The organism is Photobacterium iliopiscarium (assembly GCF_003026395.1).
In the GTDB taxonomy this organism is placed as follows: domain Bacteria; phylum Pseudomonadota; class Gammaproteobacteria; order Enterobacterales; family Vibrionaceae; genus Photobacterium; species Photobacterium iliopiscarium.
Genome location: NZ_PYOO01000007.1, coordinates 76,881 through 93,769, shown reverse-complemented (window position 1 = coordinate 93,769; position 16,889 = coordinate 76,881). Strand labels below are relative to the sequence as shown.

The following is a 16,889-nucleotide window of genomic DNA, read 5'->3' as shown; positions in this document are numbered from 1 at the left end:
GTAAAAATAATGACAACAAATCGTACTCAACACCTTATTGATAATGTATCAGCTGTTTTTTCATCAGTATTCGGCTATGTCGCCAGCCATATTATTCAAGCTCCTGGGCGTGTAAATCTTATTGGTGAGCATACAGATTATAATGATGGCTTTGTGCTTCCTTGTGCGATTGATTACCAAGCAATCGTCGCTGCTGCACGTCGTGACGATAATATCGTGCGCGTGGTTGCGGTTGATTATAATAATGAAATAAGCGAGTTTGATATTACTCAGCCGTTAGAATTTGATCAGCAATGCATGTGGGTAAACTATGTTCGTGGTGTGATTAAATATTTACTTGAGCGAGGCTATGTTCTTGGTGGCGCCGATATTGTTATTAGTGGCAATGTTCCACAAGGTGCAGGTTTAAGTTCATCAGCAGCGCTTGAAGTCGTCATTGGTCAAACATTTAAAACATTATTTGATCTTACTATTAGTCAGCAAGAAATTGCACTGAATGGTCAACAAGCGGAAAACCAGTTTGTTGGTTGTAACTGCGGCATTATGGATCAATTAATTTCAGCGGAAGGTGAGCAAAACCACGCACTATTAATTGATTGTCGCTCATTAGAGACAACGGCTGTTGCTATGCCTGAAGATATGGCGGTGGTGATCATTAACTCTAATAAGAAACGTGGTTTAGTCGATAGTGAATACAACACGCGTCGTGCACAGTGTGAACAAGCTGCTGCTTTCTTTGGTGTGCCAGCCTTGCGTGATGTGACATTAGCGACGTTTATCGCGCATGAAACAGAGCTTGATCCTATGGTTGCTAAACGTGCACGTCATGTGATCACTGAAAATATGCGAACTGAACAAGCTGCAATCGCGTTAAGTAATGGCAATATGACGTTATTGGCCGAGTTGATGGCTGAGTCACATGCATCAATGCGCGATGATTTTGACATTACAGTGTCTGAGATCGATACGCTGGTTGATATGGTGAAAGGCGTTATTGGTGATCAAGGCGGTGTGCGAATGACTGGCGGTGGTTTTGGGGGATGTATTGTGGCACTGGTACCACCAACATTTGTTGATGCCATTACCGCTGAAGTGAATGCGAAATATCAGGTAGCAACAGGCTTACAAGCCACTATTTATGTCTGTAAAGCAATGACGGGCGCTGGTGTTATCAGTGAACAAAACTTAGCAATAGCATAATTTAAGGCGACTGAATATGTTAACTCACTTACCTCAACATGCGATTGCGTTACACCAATCTATGACTGTGGATATGGCTGCCGATGGTTTACCCGCTAAATTGATTACGCTTGTTAATCAACAGGGTATGTCGGTTACGCTAATGGATATTGGTGCCACATGGCTTAGCTGTTGTGTGCCTGTAACCGTGGATCATCAAACCCAATACCGAGAAGTGTTGCTAGGGGTAAGTACCCTGAACGATTTTTATCAGCAGCAAGCTTATTTAGGTGCAACCGTTGGGCGTTATGCTAATCGTATTGCAGCTGGTAAATTTAGCTTAGACGGTGAAGATTACCAATTATCAATCAATCAAAAGGGTAATTGTTTGCATGGTGGCGAAAGTGGTTTTAATCATCGTCGTTGGCAAATGCAGCAAGTGAATGCGACCGAAGCGCAATTTAGTTTATTATCCGCTGATGGTGATATGGGCTTTCCGGGGAATTTGCAGGTAATCGTTACTTATACTCTGACTGAAAATAACGAGTTATCTATTCGGTACAGTGCAGAAACAGATAAGCCAACTGTGGTTAACCTTACTAATCATGGTTATTTTAATCTGCTAGGGGCTGATAGCGGCAAAGATTGTTTATCACATCAGTTAATGATCAACGCTGATCATTATTTACCGACCGATTCGAGCGGGATCCCGCTGGGTGAATTTAAGACGGTTGAGGCAACAAGTTTTGATTTTCGCGAGCAAAAATTGATAAATCAAGATTGGTTAGCGGATAGTGATCAACAACAAGCGCAAGGGTATGATCATTCGTTTGTATTACGATCTGATGTACGTCGAGCCACAACAGCTTGTGCAACGATAGTCGCGGCTGACCATTCATTAACGATGGATGTGTTAACCACTAAACCGGCAATACAATTGTACACAGGGAATTTTTTGGCAGGCAGCCCTAATCGTATTGGTGGCGAGTATAAAAATTACAGTGGTTTTGCTTTAGAAACTCAGTTTTTGCCTGATTCACCAAATCACCCTGAATGGCCGGACAATGATTCGATATTACTCCCCAGTGAGCATTATCATCATTTGACCTGTTATCGATTCCGATAGCGCTTAATAATGACAGAGACCCACAACCTTAACGTTGTGGGTTTTTTATTGGTGCTTAGTTATTATAAAAAGCATTCAGTTGCTGAATAATTTCATCTTTACCGTCAACGTTGTGTAATTTCTTCACACTCTCATCAGGTATTTCAAAGATATGTTTAATTGCTTCGGCACTGGCATTAGAAATACCATTAGTACGGTATTCTAAGCGTTGGTGAATTAACTTATCTGACGTTGTTACATAAATCATATCGATATTATCAACAGACTGGCGAATATAATCACGATGCTTTTTTTTGTATGCCCCTTGGGTGATCACGAGACGTGGATAGAGGCTACGGTAGTCATTAATTTTATCAACAATGCGGCAGAAAAATTGGTCACGCATTGCTTCAGTAAAAGGCTGTTTCGCGGCAATAATCTGACGCATTTCATCAGTAAGATCATCATCAGCATGATAAACAAACCAGTCATGATGTGCCCCAATGACGTCACCGACAAATGACTTTCCAGCACCCGATAAACCAAACAAAAACAGCACTGATGGGGCAGACGTTAGTTGAAGGCGATGGCTCATTAAATGCTCTCTGTAAATGACGATTAGGTTATGGCAACTGCATTTAACATACAATTACTCGTTAAGGGCGTTAATGTGCCAAATTATTGCAGTAGTTAAAAGTTTAAAATTATAAAAAATACGGTTAGAGAATAAAAAATAGACATTAGGTGCGGTTTACATTCATAAATGACTACTGGCGATGTGTTTCATGGTAAAACAGAAGTCGAAAAATCAGATAGAGATAGGAAAATAATGCAAACCATACTGATAATAATTAATGATGCTCCTTATGGATCTGAGCGTCCATTTAACGCACTACGTTTAGCCATAAAACTGAATGAACAAGATGCTGAGCCTGTTGCCGTGAACGTTTTTTTAATGTCTGATGCGGTAACGTGCGCACTTGCAAAACAAGCGCCAACAGAAGGCTATGATATTCAACAAATGGTTGAGATTGTTTTAGCGCAAGGTGGTGAAGTTAAGCTGTGTAAAACTTGTTGTGCTGCACGTGGATTAACTGCGTTGCCTTTAATTGAAGATGTTGTAATTGCAACATTGGATGATTTAGCAGAATGGACGCTTGCCGCCGATAAAGTGTTTACGTTCTAAAGTAGTAGTATTAAATATTAATCACACAAGTGACACTGTCACTTGTGTGATTGTATAGCTGAGATATAGAAATAAAACCAGAGAGTAAACTACTGAGGAGTCATTACTGATAAACGTTTAACCAAGGTTGGCACAAACATATGTGTGATACTTGAATCAGGTTGAGTGGTATCGAGTATTGGTTGTTTAGCTGCCGTTGCTAATTGAAAAGCCAATTGTGTCGCTTGTTCTGCCATGATCTGAATGGGGTAACGCACCGTCGTCAGCTTAGGATGCAGATATTTAGCAATTAATCCATCATCAAACCCAATTAAAGACATTTGATTTGGCACCGTTAAACCATTACCTTCAAGTACCGATAAACATCCCGCCGCCATATAATCGTTATAAGCTGCAATCGCTGTTATTGGTTGATTTTTAGCGAGTAGGTTAGTCATTGCAACTTCACCACCATCTTCATCTGGCGTGCCATATTCAATATAGCTTTGTGGTGCAGTTAGCTGATGTGCTTGTAACGCGTCTAGATAACCTTGCTTACGCTGAGTGGTATCTTCAATATCATGATTAGAACAAATATAGCCAATATGCTGGTGGCCATGCTTAATTAATAGCTCTGTCGCTAGATATGATCCTCGATGGTTATCAAGCGCAATACAACGATCAGCGATCTCAGGAATAAGGCGGTTAATGAGCACCATCCCCGGTACTTCTTGTGCATAAGCGATTAATTCATCATTAGATAAACTCTTACTGTGAATAATTAACGTATCACAGCGGCTATTGATCAATAGCTCAATAACATCACGCTCACTGTCAGCATTATGGTAGCCATTACCGATCAATAAATGCTTATTGTGTTGGCGAGCGATATTGTCGATCGATTTGATCATCGCGCCAAAGAAAGGATCAGAAACATCACCCACTAACACCCCAATAGTATTGGTTGATTGGCTGACTAATGCTCGAGCATTGGCATTGGGACGGTAGCCTAGTGTTTTCATTGCTTGTGTTACTGCGGTAATCGCTGCTTTACTTGCTTTGGGGGATTTATTGATCACCCTTGATACGGTTGCGACAGATACTTCGGCGAGTTTCGCCACATCTTTGATTGTTGCCATGATCACCTCTTTACTGTTAAAGCTATTAAACTACGGTTGTGTAAATAACGCAATTTAACTGTGTGATATAGCTAACTAATTCGAAATGATACTCTTTGTAAATCAATATTTAATTGGTAATGTAAACGTTAACATTAACATATTGTGTGTATATATCACTATTAACAATAAACTTAATTGAGTATTAAGTACGAAGGAGATTCCATGGACACTATTTCATACGCAGATTTCGCTAAATTAGATATTCGTGTGGGTAAAATCGTTGATGTTGTTCGCCATGACAATGCTGATAAGCTTTATATTGTTCAAATTGAAGTGGGTGAAACTAAGCTTCAAACCGTCACTAGCTTAGTGCCTTACTACACCGAAGAGCAATTATTGGGTAAGCAAGTGGTAGTGCTATGCAATCTAGCCAAAGCCAAGATGCGCGGTGAAACATCAGAGTGCATGTTGTTATGTGCTGAAACGGATGATGAATCTGAAAGTGTACTGTTAACCCCTGAACGTTTAATAGCAACGGGCGTTAAGATTGTTTAATTGCTGTTTGTAATATGAAAAGCAGGGTAGTGGCGAGGGTGGCTTGTATTATTTACGTGGCTATAAATCACTTATTCGTCACTATAATTATCTGCCGCGATATGTAAGCCAACCCCCGTCATTCCCTACAAAAAGAATAAAAGAATAATGGACAGCCATAACATTGCGTATCAATTATAAGTAACTACACTTAAGCTTCAAGTTGCTTATGGTGGAACGAATGACAATCTCAAGACGAAAATTGATAGAGCCTCAAATAACGCCTTTTTATCATGTAATTAATCGCTGTGTACGTCGTGCCTATTTGTGTGGCGATGATCCGTATAATGGCAAAAACTATCAACATCGTCGTGGTTGGATAGTAAATAGAATCAAACAATTAGCTTCTGTATTTTGTATTGATGTGTGTGCTTATGCCGTGATGAGTAACCATTATCATTTAGTGCTAAAAATAGATATAGAGCAGCAACAAAAGTTAACCCCAGAAGAAGTAATATCACGTTGGTTACAGTTATTTAGTGGTCATCCTATCGCGGTCGATTTTTTAAAAGAGGGTCAAATAGCCGCAGATAAACAACAAGCGCTATCAACATTAGTGGCTGAATGGCAGCAACGATTAGGCAGTATTAGCTGGTTTATGCGCTGTCTTAATGAAGAAATAGCACGAAAATCTAATAAAGAAGATCAATGTAAAGGGGCGTTTTGGGAAGGACGTTTTAAGTCTCAAGCATTACTTGATGAACAAGCATTATTATCGTGCATGATGTATGTGGATTTAAACCCGATAAGGGCTAAAGAATAATGGACAGCCATAACATTGCGTATCAATTATAAGTAACTACACTTAAGCTTCAAGTTGCTTATGGTGGAACGAATGACAATCTCAAGACGAAAATTGATAGAGCCTCAAATTACGCCTTTTTATCATGTAATTAATCGCTGTGTACGCCGTGCGTACCTGTGTGGGGATGATCCGTATAATGGCAAAAACTATCAACATCGTCGTGGTTGGATAGTAAATAAAATCAAACAATTAGCCGCTGTATTTTGTATTGATGTGTGTGCTTATGCGGTGATGAGTAATCATTATCATTTAGTGCTAAAAATAGACATAGAACAGCAGCAAAAGCTAACCCCTGAAGCGGTGATATCACGTTGGTTACAGTTATTTAGCGGCCATCCTATCGCGGTCGATTTTTTAAAAGAGGGTCAAATAGCCGCAGATAAACAACAAGCATTATCAAATTTAGTGGCTGAATGGCAACAACGATTAGGTAGTATTAGCTGGTTTATGCGCTGTCTTAATGAAGAAATAGCGCGAAAATCGAATAAAGAAGATCAATGTAAAGGGGCGTTTTGGGAAGGGCGGTTTAAGTCTCAAGCACTACTGGATGAACAAGCATTATTATCGTGCATGATGTATGTTGATTTAAATCCGATAAGGGCGGGTGTTACACCGTCACTAGAACAGTCTGATTTTACCTCTATTCAGCAACGTATTCGTGAACATTATCAAACGAAAACATCGACACAACAATCATCATCAAACACCTCTCGTTTTCAATTATTACCCTTTGTTGGCGCAGAACATCAAGCTAAAAAAGTAGGTATAAACTTTGTTTTTACCGATTACCTTGAGCTGATTGACTGGACTGGTCGGTGTATTCGAAATGATAAAAAAGGTTTTATTGCACCTAATCAACCCAAGATTTTACAACAAATGGGAATAACAGTAGATGCTTGGATTGAGCACAGTGAACAATTTATGGAACATTATGCCAATGTAAGTGGTAGATGGTCTCAAATGTGTGCATTCAAACAACGTATTGGTGGGCATTGGTGTAAAGGAAAGTTAGCGAGTCATCAGTTACATCCTAGTTAGACATGGTTTCTTAGAATTAGATAAAATACCGCAATAACTGTCAATATTGTGGGTTTTGTCGATCCTGAAATATAGAAATAGAATCGATTTAACGAAGAATTCAAATAATAAGTTGTAAATTTTAGATTTGAGAGTTTATTGCTAGTGGAATAATTTATTTTTTAAGGGCGTTATTTAAGAACGAAAATATATGGCTGTCCAAGATTAAGCAAGAGGTAGGATAATGAACATAAAAGAGTTTTCTAGTTTAGTGGGCTTGTCGTCTCATACTCTTAGGTATTATGAAAAAATAGGGTTACTAAAAAATATCCAGAGAAATAGCAGTGGTCATCGAGTATATGCATCTAAAGATGTAACGTGGATTGGTTTTGTAAAGCGTTTAAAAGAAACAGCGATGCCGCTTGATGAGATTTTGGTATATACAAAACTCAGAGAACTTGGTGCTGAGTCGTTACTTCAGCGTCAAATTTTATTAGAGCAACATCAGAAAAACTTGAGACATCATATAAAACAGCAACAAAATCATATGGCTGCTTTGGAAGAAAAAATTAATCTTTATAAAAGTGGAAAAGTCGGTTGACTTAGAGTTGACTCTAACTTGTATGGTGTTCCTATATTAATTGAAGAGGAATATCACAATGAATAAATCACGTTTTGAAAATGGTGTAGAGTTACTTAATAGTATTGATGGCGAAGCTGGGCGTAAGGTTATTGAAAGCTTACAAGATATTTGTCCTGATTTAGCTAAATATACAATTGAATATCCCTTTGGTGACATTTACGCTCGTTCAGGTTTGGATTTAAAGTCTAGAGAGATCGCAACCGTTGCTGCATTAACTGCGCTAGGAAATTGTGTCCCTCAGTTGAAAGTACACTTAAATACAGCACTCAATGTGGGGTGTTGTGAGAACGAAATAAAAGAAGTGATACTTCAAATGTCAATTTATGCGGGTTTTCCTGCGGCTCTAAATGCTATGTTTGCTTTCAAAGAAGTGCTTTTTGATAGAGCTGCATGATAAAAAAATCAGTGAAAACATTAACGTTGTAATACTTGGTGAGTAGATTTCCTATCCCGTTCGTAACCTCATTGTCGGGAATGATAGGGTGAAGATTTGGCATTGATCACAAATTAATATATTAGTGATTAAAATCCAATTTAGTGAACTAATATTGGCGATATTAAGCCGTTATAATATTTATTCGGCGCTAGTGTTACAAAATATTAGCTGTACTAAAGAGGGAGTAACAATATGCCACATTGTATCGTGGAATATGCCAAGGATTTAGAAACAGACATTGATTTAACTGAATTAATGACCACCGCGCATTTTTCTATTTTTAGTTCAGGTATTTTTGAAGAAGAGGATATAAAAACCCGCCTTATTCCTTATGAAGTTTATCGAACGGGAACAACAGCAAAGCCATTTGTGCATATTACGTTACGTATTTTACCAGGACGTTCTGATCAACAGAAAGACACGTTGTCAGAATTGATTTTGCATAATGTTGCTTCTATGTTCCATTCTGATATTGCTCTTAGTGTAGAGATTGAAGATATTAATCTCCAATCTTACCGAAAATATGTAGTGTAAATTTGCAAATTAATCTTTTTTTTCAATTTTATTTGCAATGAACACTGTTTTTATGTTGTTATAGAGATGTCTACTATAAATAGGAAAAGTCATGAATAAGAAACTTCTGGTTGTTGCTTTGGGTTCATTAGCGTTAGTGGCGTGTAGTGCACAAGATGTTAAAACGACTAACAAGGCAAATATGCAAACGGGCTGTGACTATACTCACGCAATTCCTGGCGGTTGGCAGCAAGGTGAAATCACCCCTGAAGTGATGGCTGCGGCACAAGCGGCAGTAAAAGATATTGCTGGTGATCATCAGTTAAAAAATGTTATTCATGTTACTCAACAAGTTGTTGCTGGTATGAATTACAACGTTACATTTTCAATCGAAAATCATGACGTTTACACCGCTAAAGTTTTCCGTAGTTTGAAAAACACTTACACTGTTGACTCTGTGAACAAGAAAGTTGGTTCAGCTTCAAATTGTGACGTGCCTAATAATTTATAGGGTATGGTTGTTATTTAACCGTATTCTTTAGTGAAAAAACAGCTGCTGCTATTGATTATATTATCAATACCAGTGGCTGTTTTTTCATATCTATTTCTAGCCCCCTAATAGCCCCTGTATTAAGCGGTAATAAAAACAATAAATGTTCATACTTTTTCTTTTAAATAATGCGACTAGCACCCCTTATAGACGCTATATTTGGCTATTTAAGTCAATGTGAAAAAACATTTATTAGTTCACTGTTTTCACTGGTAATTAATGGTTTATTGTTATTAATATAGGGCTGTTTTTAGACTTAAATAGAGTAATTATTGATGCATGTTGCAAAAAAACAATTCGACGGTGACGTCTTTTCTCATCAAGATTTAAGTGAAGCAACGTTTGAGCAATGTCAGTTTTATCGCTGTGATTTTTCACGAGCAAACTTAACTGATGCTTGTTTTATTGATTGTAGCTTTATTGAAGCAGGAGAGACTGACGGTTGCAGTTTTGCTTATACGAAATTAAAAGACGCCAGTTTCAAAGGTTGTAATTTGGCGATGGCAAATTTTCGTAACGCACAATGCTTTGGTATTGAATTGCACCAATGCAATCTTAAAGGTGCTGATTTCCATTATGCGTCTTTTGCTAATTACATTACGCATAATTCTTTCTTTTGCTCGGCATTTATTTCTGGATGTGATTTAAGTTATGCCAATTTAGAGAGCGTGATGCTTGAGAAATGTGAGCTATTTGAAAACCGTTGGCGTGGTGCTAATTTAATCGGCGTGTCATTTAAAGGTTCTGATTTAAGCCGTGGTGAATTTTCAAGTGAGCAATGGCAACAAGCGATATTTAACGAAGCTAATTTATGCCATGTTGATCTTGATCACGTTGATGTTCGCCGAGTGTCTTTGGAAGGGGTTCAAATTTGTGATTGGCAGCAAGAACAATTATTGGGAAATTTAGGCATAATTGTTTTATAAATAGTTATGTTAATTAATGATTGCCACAGAAATACCATCTATGCCTGTGGCAGTGTTGATTACCCCGTTACCACTCACCAATATTAGCTTGTGAAATCCACGGCTCAGCAGGGGATAGCGGCTCACCTTTTTGCAGTAATTCAATTGAAATACCATCAGGCGAACGGACAAAAGCCATATGACCATCACGGGGTGGGCGATTAATCGTCACGCCGCTGTCTTGTAAGTGTTGGCACAATTGATAAATATCATCAACACGAAATGCAAGATGACCAAAATTACGCCCACCAGTATAGGTTTCAGTATCCCAATTATAGGTTAACTCTAATAGTGGCGATTGGGTTGTTGTTGCCACTTGTGCTTGAGTTGGTGCAGCTAAAAACACTAATGTAAAACGTCCACGCTCACTATCTTTTCTATTTGTTTCAACTAACCCTAATTTATTGCAGTAGAAGTCCAGTGAGGCATCTAAATCACTGACACGTACCATTGTATGTAAATATTCCATTGCTTATCTCCTGATCAAAAAAATCCCCGCAGTTTAGTGCTCTAGAATAAATCAAATAAGCACGAAAACGAACGGGGATTATTGTTAATAGCGGTTGGTGTTAATTAGTCTGTGTTGCTAGAACGAGTTGTTGTTTTTTATCTTGACGTATATGGTAAACACAACAGCCAACGAACCATACAGAGCTTACAGCGATACCCATAATTGTTGAGCCTGTAATACCCATTGCAAGGTAGCCAAGGAAAGCACCAAAAGCGACAGTTAATGCATAAGGTAACTGCGTCATAACGTGATCCATGTGATGACTGCCTGCACCTGTTGCTGACAAAATACTGGTGCTTGAAATCGGTGAACTGTGATCACCAAATACAGAACCTGCTAATACGGCTGATAGCATTGGCATTAATAAGTTAACGTCACTTGCAATTGCCATATCACCCGCTAACGGCAGCATGATACCAAACGTACCCCAACTGGTGCCGGTTGCAAAAGACATACCACATGATAATAAGAATACTAATGCAGGCAGTAGCTCAACAGGCAAACCATACTTAGTTAATGATGCTAAGTATTGTCCTGTTTGCATGTCGCTTACAACAGTACCAATTGTCCATGCAAATAACAGGATGATAATTGCTGGCATCATTGCTTGAACACCTTGAGGTGCTGCTGTTAACCATGTTTTTAGTGGTAACTTTAAGCGTAGTGCTAATACAATGGATACCGCAAGGCTACACAATGCTGCATAAACTAATGATGAACCCACATCGGTATGTTCTATTGAACCGATTAAGCTAAATGCCAGACCTTTAGCGGCTAAAACTTCTGCACCACTGATGATCATAAACACAACGCTAGAAACAGTCAGGGTTAGAATTGGTAATACCATATCAAGCATGGTGCCATTACCTTCACCTTCGGTGGTGATTTCTAGTCCTTTAGGGTGACCTTTTGATTCATCCCACAGTTGACCTTCACGAGCACGTTCTTCGTGTTTACGCATGGGACCAATATCAAGTTGGAATGTGATAACCACAAGTACCATTAATAAGGTGAATACCGCATACAGGTTCATTGGAATCATTTGTACAAACAATGAAATAGGACTAGTTTCTGTAATATCGTTGGTTACCAAAATACCACCAAGGATCGCAATGATATAAGCGCCCCAAGATGAAATAGGGGTGATAACACAGACAGGTGCTGCGGTTGAATCGAGTAAGTAAGCCAGTTTTGCACGTGAAATTTGAAAGCGATCTGTGACGGGACGACAAATAGGACCTACAGATAAACTGTGGAAGAAGTCATCAATAAAGAAGGCAAATACCATCATACCCGTTAAGATATTCGCACTGCGGCGATCTTTACAGCGACGAACACCCCATTCAGCAAAAGCTTTAGTTGCACCCGTTGCGGTCATTAAACTGATCAAACCACCGAGTAATAACATAAATAATAACATGTTAACGTTACCGGTGTTGATTGCGCCATCTGCCCAAACTAAGCCAAGAATTTGATGTGAAAGGTATTGTAGTGCTGCGAGTGGGTTATAATTATTTAGAAGGATTGATCCTGCAATAATGCCGACGCCTAAAGATAACAATACGCGACGGGTAGTAATTGCAAGAATAACTGCCAGTAGTGCGGGAACTACTGATAACAGTGAATCAGAATATTGGATTAAATTCATGGATCTCTTAAACACCTATAATAAGGTGGAGATCTACCGAAAGGATAGAGAAACAGATTTCTTTAGAAATAATACTTCTTATCCCTATAGGGTAGCGCTCCATAGACAACATAACTATGGCAGTTCTGTACTTATTAAATACAGAACCAGCGATTATTGATGACTCAATAATTACTTCGGCGCTGACTCCTTTCTTCGGCTCTCACAGGGGATCTCCCTCCAACCGAATACTCTTAGGCAGCGCGCCTCTACTCAAAGGATTAAGATCTGACTATACCTATATATTTCTCACAAGCAATAAAAAAACACGCTAAATTGTGTAATAGGTTTAAAATCCATCATTTACGCTAACTGATTATAGTTTCAATCAGTTAGCGCATATCTGTTCTGTTATTGTTGCATATTGTTTCGTTATTCGAGAGTGTTATTTGGTGACTGAGTTAAATTATGAATATTGCCAGCAAACCCTGCCTTAATAAGATCTTTGCGAATTTTGGTGACTTGACCCTCTGTTACCGGAGTGTTTCTATCACCTAATTTTTGACGAACAAACGTAATTAATTGAGCTAAATCTGCATCATTTAATACCGTATTAAAACTGCTCATTGGCATAAAGTTTGTTTCTTGATCTAAATAATTAGGGATGAGTCCTCGAATGGTGACAGCAATGGTGTCATAAGGATCTTTGTGCATAATAATGCCGTTATTAAGTAACGTGGGGGCAATACCTTCGCGACCTTTACCATCAGGACCATGACAAGCGCCACAGGTTTGAATATAAAGTCCGTAAAGTTGTTGGTCTTGGGTTTGTGGATCGGCAGTGTTTTCGGCTAAGTCAGGGGCCTGAATATTGATCTGTGCCGGAATTAAATTGCCAAAACCTAATGGTGTGAGTTGACCAACTGATTTGTCCAGTATGTTATATTTATCGCCAGTAATAAGGTATTCAGCGATAGCACTGACATCGTTACGAGTTAAATAGCGGGTACTGTTTTTTACCACTTCCGCCATTCCGCCAAATGCCGTCCCTTTTTCAGAGTGACCTGTTTTAAGAAAATCAGTCAGTGAATTCACATCCCAACGATCTTGATAAAGCTCGGTGGTGGTAATATCAGGTGCCATCCAGCCATCAATTAAATTACCTTGAAAGAGCTTATCGGCAATTAAAGCTTGAGCAATATTTCGTGGTGTATGACATTCAGAACAGTGGCCTAAGCTCATGGTTAAATATTTGCCTCGACGCCAAGACTCAGTGCTGTTGGTAGGATATTCTAATGGGTCGGTATCAAGAAATGCGATATTCCAGCCTAATAACCCTAAGCGAATATTACTGGGAAACATCATTTTATTATCTAGATTTTGAGTATTAACGTAATTGAGTGATTGCATGTATACCCACAATGCTTTGGTATCGGAATCAGTAATGTATTGATAAGAAGAATAGGGCATTGCAGGGTAAAGATAGCCGTGTTTGCCTTTACCTTTATGCAGGGCATCATAAAACTCAGCATACGTATAATCGCCAATGCCAAATTCAGGATGTGATGAAATATTAGTGGAATATAGCGTCCCAAATGGGGTTACAAAGCCAAGACCACCGCCAAATAATTCACCACCTTCACCGGTATGACAAGCGACACAGTCCCCTGCGTAAGCGAGATATTGCCCTTGAGTAATTTGTTCTTTATTTAATTGGGCAACCTCGGTTTTTCGACGTGTATTTTGATGACGTAGATAAGCGCCTAATGCTTGAATTTCAGCGTCCGAAAGTTGCTGCGCAAAGGCGGGCATAACATTATTTAGACCATTATTTATGGTATGCGTAATGCCCTCAATACTACCGTCATGTAACCAGATATTATCGGTTAAATTGGGAGCGCCAAGTAATTGATTGCCTTTTGCATCACTACCGTGACAACTGGTGCAATTTTTATTGAAGACTGTTTTACCTTGTTGTAATGCAAAGCTTGATGCCGAAAGAATACGATCAGTTTGTAACGAGGCAATATAGGTGGCGACATGAGTGATATCTTCAGCAGATAGAATATTTTTCCAACCCGCCATAACACCATTACGGCCTTGAGTAATGGAGTGATGAATATCTTTATCTGTGCCGCCATAAAGCCACACGTCATCGGTCAGGTTAGGAAAGTGAGTTTGACCTTCCGCTTCACTTAAATGACAGGCTGCACAATGGGTTTGAAACAGAGCTTTACCTGCGGTGACGATGGTGTTGTCTTGACTCAATTGGAGGTATGAACTGTCGCTTAGTGTTGCTTGTGTGATTTGTGTTTCTAAATCGCTCGCATGTGGTTGGGTGGCTTCGCTGGTTGATTTCCATGCCATTAAGCCTTGCCAGTTGCCGAGCCCAGGATAAAGCACTAAAAACACAGCGGCTAATAGAAACGCAATGCCATAAGAGAACAATAATAATTTAGGTACTGCGGCATCGTTTTCTTGAATATTATCAAAACTATCAACCGTTTTATTTTTATCTGCGGTATGATTTTTTCGCCAATAATAAACCACGACGATAAGCATAAAAAGCAAAAAGAGTAAGGTTAATAATGTGACCCAATGACTCCAGAAAGTGTTCATTGCTGTACTCCCTGCTCGTGTCCCAGACTTTGTAAATAAGCAATCAGTGCTTCAGCTTTGGTATGACCCTTTACGGCAAGGCGTGCTTGTTGTATTTCTCTATCATTATAAGGTACACCCAGTATGCGTAATGCTTTGAGTTTAGCTTCAGCGTCTTCGCCATCAAGCACGTATTCAAATAACCATGGATAAGCGGGCATAATAGAGGTTGGCACTACATCGCGTGGATTATTTAGGTGTATGGCATGCCATTGATCCGAGTATTTTCGTCCAAGATTAGTAAGATCAGGGCCAGTACGTTTTGAACCCCATAAATTAGGAAACTCATAAATATCATCGCTTTCTCGGCTATAGCGGCCATAACGTTTTATTTCTGCATCTAAAGGGCGCACCATCATGGTATGGCAAGTATGACAGCCTTCACTGATGTAGATATCACGGCCTTCGACTTCTAGTGCTGTCAGTGGTTTAGCACTGGATTCTGCAATCAGTTTATCTTGATAAAAGAAGGCAGGTAGCACCCAAACAAGAAAAGAAATACTGGCAACAATGACGGTGGAAATAATTAAGATAAACACCGATTGTGTGAAATCTTTATTAAACATGATCATTGATCTCCTCTGTTGAGGATGGGGTTATTAAAGGCTGTTTCAGGGTTCGATAAAGGTTGTATATCATCAGTACTAGCCCAAACACAAAACTGACACCACCAATGAAACGCGCTAACATCCATGGTGAAGAAAAATTCATCGCATCCACAAAACTATAGGTTAAGCTGCCATTTGGCTCTTGTTGTAACCACATATAACCTTGACCAATACCTGCGATCCACAGTGCAACCGCATAAATAACAATGCCTATATGTGCAAACCAAAAATGCCATTTAACTAAACGATTTGACCATAATTGCTGGTGGCCCCAAAGGCGAGGAATAAAATAATAAAATACTGCGATGGCAGACATTCCTACCCAACCGAGTGCGGCTGAATGCACATGACCAATGATCCAGTCAGTGTTGTGCGCAATCATATTAAACCAACGAATAGCCAATAATGGGCCTTCAAAAGTGGCAAGGGCATAATAGATAATGGCGGAGAAAAAGAACCACATAATGTAGTCATGTTTGAGCTTCGGTTTATTGCTCAATAAGGTCATAATGCTATTAAAAGCACCACCCCAAGAGGGAAGCCATAAAATAAGCGACATTACGATCCCAAGGTTTTGTAGCCAATCAGGAACAGAAGAATAAATAAGATGGTGCGTGCCTGCCCATGTATAAAAGCCGACTAATCCCCAAAAATGAATAATAGATAAACGGTAAGAGTAGATAGGACGATCGGATATTTTAGGAATGAAATAGTAGTTCATTCCAATAATACCAGCAGTAAGAAGAAAGCCGACCGCATTATGTCCCCACCACCATTGTACGATTGCATCTTCAGCGCCGGAATAAATGGAGTATGATTTCCAAAATGTTACGGGTAATTCAAGATTATTGACGATAAAAATCATCGCGATAACTAAAATAAAAGCACCATAAAACCAGTTAGCGACAAATATATGCGTGATGGTTCTTTTTGCAATCGTGCCAAAAAATAAAATGGCATACAGTACCCAGATAACGGCAATTAAAATATCAATCGGCCATTCAAGTTCGGCATATTCTTTTGAGGTGGTAAAACCAAGTGGAAGGGTGATGACCGCCAGTATTAATACAAGTTGCCAGCCATAATAAACAAACCACGATAAACTGTTGTTAAACAAAGGTACTTTACAGGTTCTCTGAACGATATAAAGCGAAGTGCCCATTAGAATATTGACGACAAAACCAAAAATAACCCCGTTAGTGTGTAATGGACGTAAGCGACCAAATTGGAAATATTCTGAGTTTAAATTTAAAGCGGGCCAATAGAGTTGTCCGGCAAGAATAACGCCTATCGACATTGCAATTAATCCCCAAATAACACTGGTGATCATGAAGTATTTAACAACTTTATAATTATATTGAATATCCATATTTAAAACCTTTGACTGTGTTA

18 protein-coding genes and 1 riboswitch are annotated in these 16,889 nt (G+C 39.1%); of the genes, 11 read left to right on the top strand and 7 right to left on the bottom strand.

The features are described 5' to 3' along the window. Window positions 1-9 precede the first annotated feature (9 nt). Window positions 10-1,200, top strand: coding sequence for a galactokinase (galK, locus tag C9J51_RS12050; RefSeq protein WP_045039626.1), 1,191 nt, complete (start codon window positions 10-12; stop codon window positions 1,198-1,200). A gap of 16 nt (window positions 1,201-1,216) precedes the next feature. Beyond that, entirely contained in the window at window positions 1,217-2,305 is a 1,089-nt protein-coding gene (gene galM / locus C9J51_RS12045; protein ID WP_107275143.1) for a galactose-1-epimerase, read from the top strand. Between the two features lie 55 nt (window positions 2,306-2,360). On the opposite strand, the gene C9J51_RS12040 is transcribed toward galM, so the two are convergent. Then, window positions 2,361-2,879 carry an AAA family ATPase gene (locus C9J51_RS12040; RefSeq protein WP_045038731.1) on the bottom strand — a complete coding sequence of 173 codons (519 nt, stop codon included), beginning with the start codon at window positions 2,877-2,879 and terminating at the stop codon, window positions 2,361-2,363. Window positions 2,880-3,113: 234 nt separating this feature from the next. Between C9J51_RS12040 and C9J51_RS12035 the strand changes: the two genes are divergently transcribed. Further along, window positions 3,114-3,470, top strand: coding sequence for a DsrE/DsrF/TusD sulfur relay family protein (locus tag C9J51_RS12035; protein WP_045038732.1), 357 nt, complete (start codon window positions 3,114-3,116; stop codon window positions 3,468-3,470). Between the two features lie 89 nt (window positions 3,471-3,559). On the opposite strand, the gene C9J51_RS12030 is transcribed toward C9J51_RS12035, so the two are convergent. Beyond that, a complete protein-coding gene (locus tag C9J51_RS12030; protein ID WP_045038733.1) occupies window positions 3,560-4,588 on the bottom strand; it encodes a substrate-binding domain-containing protein in 1,029 nt (342 codons plus the stop codon). 204 nt (window positions 4,589-4,792) lie between these two features. Here C9J51_RS12030 and C9J51_RS12025 point away from each other — a divergent pair, with 204 nt between their 5' ends. From C9J51_RS12025 to C9J51_RS11990, 8 genes are all read left to right on the top strand, one after another. Beyond that, entirely contained in the window at window positions 4,793-5,125 is a 333-nt protein-coding gene (locus C9J51_RS12025; RefSeq protein ID WP_045039625.1) for a tRNA-binding protein, read from the top strand. Between the two features lie 220 nt (window positions 5,126-5,345). Then, window positions 5,346-5,927: a transposase gene (locus C9J51_RS12020; RefSeq protein WP_181314809.1), complete on the top strand. Its 582-nt coding sequence runs from the start codon at window positions 5,346-5,348 to the stop codon at window positions 5,925-5,927. A 72-nt stretch (window positions 5,928-5,999) separates the two neighbouring features. Then, window positions 6,000-7,007 (top strand): transposase, encoded by a 1,008-nt coding sequence (locus C9J51_RS12015; protein ID WP_107275141.1) that lies wholly within the window; start codon window positions 6,000-6,002, stop codon window positions 7,005-7,007. A 223-nt stretch (window positions 7,008-7,230) separates the two neighbouring features. After that, a complete protein-coding gene (locus C9J51_RS12010) occupies window positions 7,231-7,587 on the top strand; it encodes a MerR family transcriptional regulator (RefSeq protein WP_045040278.1) in 357 nt (118 codons plus the stop codon). A gap of 58 nt (window positions 7,588-7,645) precedes the next feature. Then, the gene (locus tag C9J51_RS12005) at window positions 7,646-8,023 is read left to right on the top strand and encodes a carboxymuconolactone decarboxylase family protein (RefSeq protein WP_045040279.1); all 378 of its coding nucleotides are present in this window, start codon (window positions 7,646-7,648) and stop codon (window positions 8,021-8,023) included. Window positions 8,024-8,257: 234 nt separating this feature from the next. Further along, window positions 8,258-8,599 (top strand): 5-carboxymethyl-2-hydroxymuconate Delta-isomerase, encoded by a 342-nt coding sequence (locus C9J51_RS12000; RefSeq protein ID WP_045037037.1) that lies wholly within the window; start codon window positions 8,258-8,260, stop codon window positions 8,597-8,599. 91 nt (window positions 8,600-8,690) lie between these two features. Next, window positions 8,691-9,089: a cystatin domain-containing protein gene (locus tag C9J51_RS11995; protein WP_045037036.1), complete on the top strand. Its 399-nt coding sequence runs from the start codon at window positions 8,691-8,693 to the stop codon at window positions 9,087-9,089. 314 nt (window positions 9,090-9,403) lie between these two features. Continuing rightward, the gene (locus C9J51_RS11990) at window positions 9,404-10,054 is read left to right on the top strand and encodes a Qnr family pentapeptide repeat protein (protein ID WP_045040280.1); all 651 of its coding nucleotides are present in this window, start codon (window positions 9,404-9,406) and stop codon (window positions 10,052-10,054) included. A 67-nt stretch (window positions 10,055-10,121) separates the two neighbouring features. Here the strand turns inward: C9J51_RS11990 and gloA are convergent, their stop codons facing one another. The 5 genes from gloA to ccoN form a co-directional block, all read right to left on the bottom strand. After that, a complete protein-coding gene (gene gloA / locus C9J51_RS11985) occupies window positions 10,122-10,562 on the bottom strand; it encodes a lactoylglutathione lyase (protein WP_045037035.1) in 441 nt (146 codons plus the stop codon). A 100-nt stretch (window positions 10,563-10,662) separates the two neighbouring features. Further along, window positions 10,663-12,252 carry a Na+/H+ antiporter NhaC family protein gene (locus tag C9J51_RS11980; protein ID WP_045037034.1) on the bottom strand — a complete coding sequence of 530 codons (1,590 nt, stop codon included), beginning with the start codon at window positions 12,250-12,252 and terminating at the stop codon, window positions 10,663-10,665. Window positions 12,253-12,336: 84 nt separating this feature from the next. Further along, window positions 12,337-12,511: riboswitch (Lysine riboswitch) on the bottom strand. A gap of 152 nt (window positions 12,512-12,663) precedes the next feature. Beyond that, a complete protein-coding gene (gene ccoP, locus C9J51_RS11975; RefSeq protein ID WP_045040281.1) occupies window positions 12,664-14,850 on the bottom strand; it encodes a cytochrome-c oxidase, cbb3-type subunit III in 2,187 nt (728 codons plus the stop codon). Next, window positions 14,847-15,455 carry a cytochrome-c oxidase, cbb3-type subunit II gene (ccoO, locus tag C9J51_RS11970; RefSeq protein WP_045040313.1) on the bottom strand — a complete coding sequence of 203 codons (609 nt, stop codon included), beginning with the start codon at window positions 15,453-15,455 and terminating at the stop codon, window positions 14,847-14,849. Before ccoO ends, ccoP begins: the two co-directional genes overlap by 4 nt. After that, window positions 15,448-16,866, bottom strand: coding sequence for a cytochrome-c oxidase, cbb3-type subunit I (ccoN, locus tag C9J51_RS11965; RefSeq protein WP_107250664.1), 1,419 nt, complete (start codon window positions 16,864-16,866; stop codon window positions 15,448-15,450). Before ccoN ends, ccoO begins: the two co-directional genes overlap by 8 nt. Window positions 16,867-16,889 lie beyond the last annotated feature (23 nt).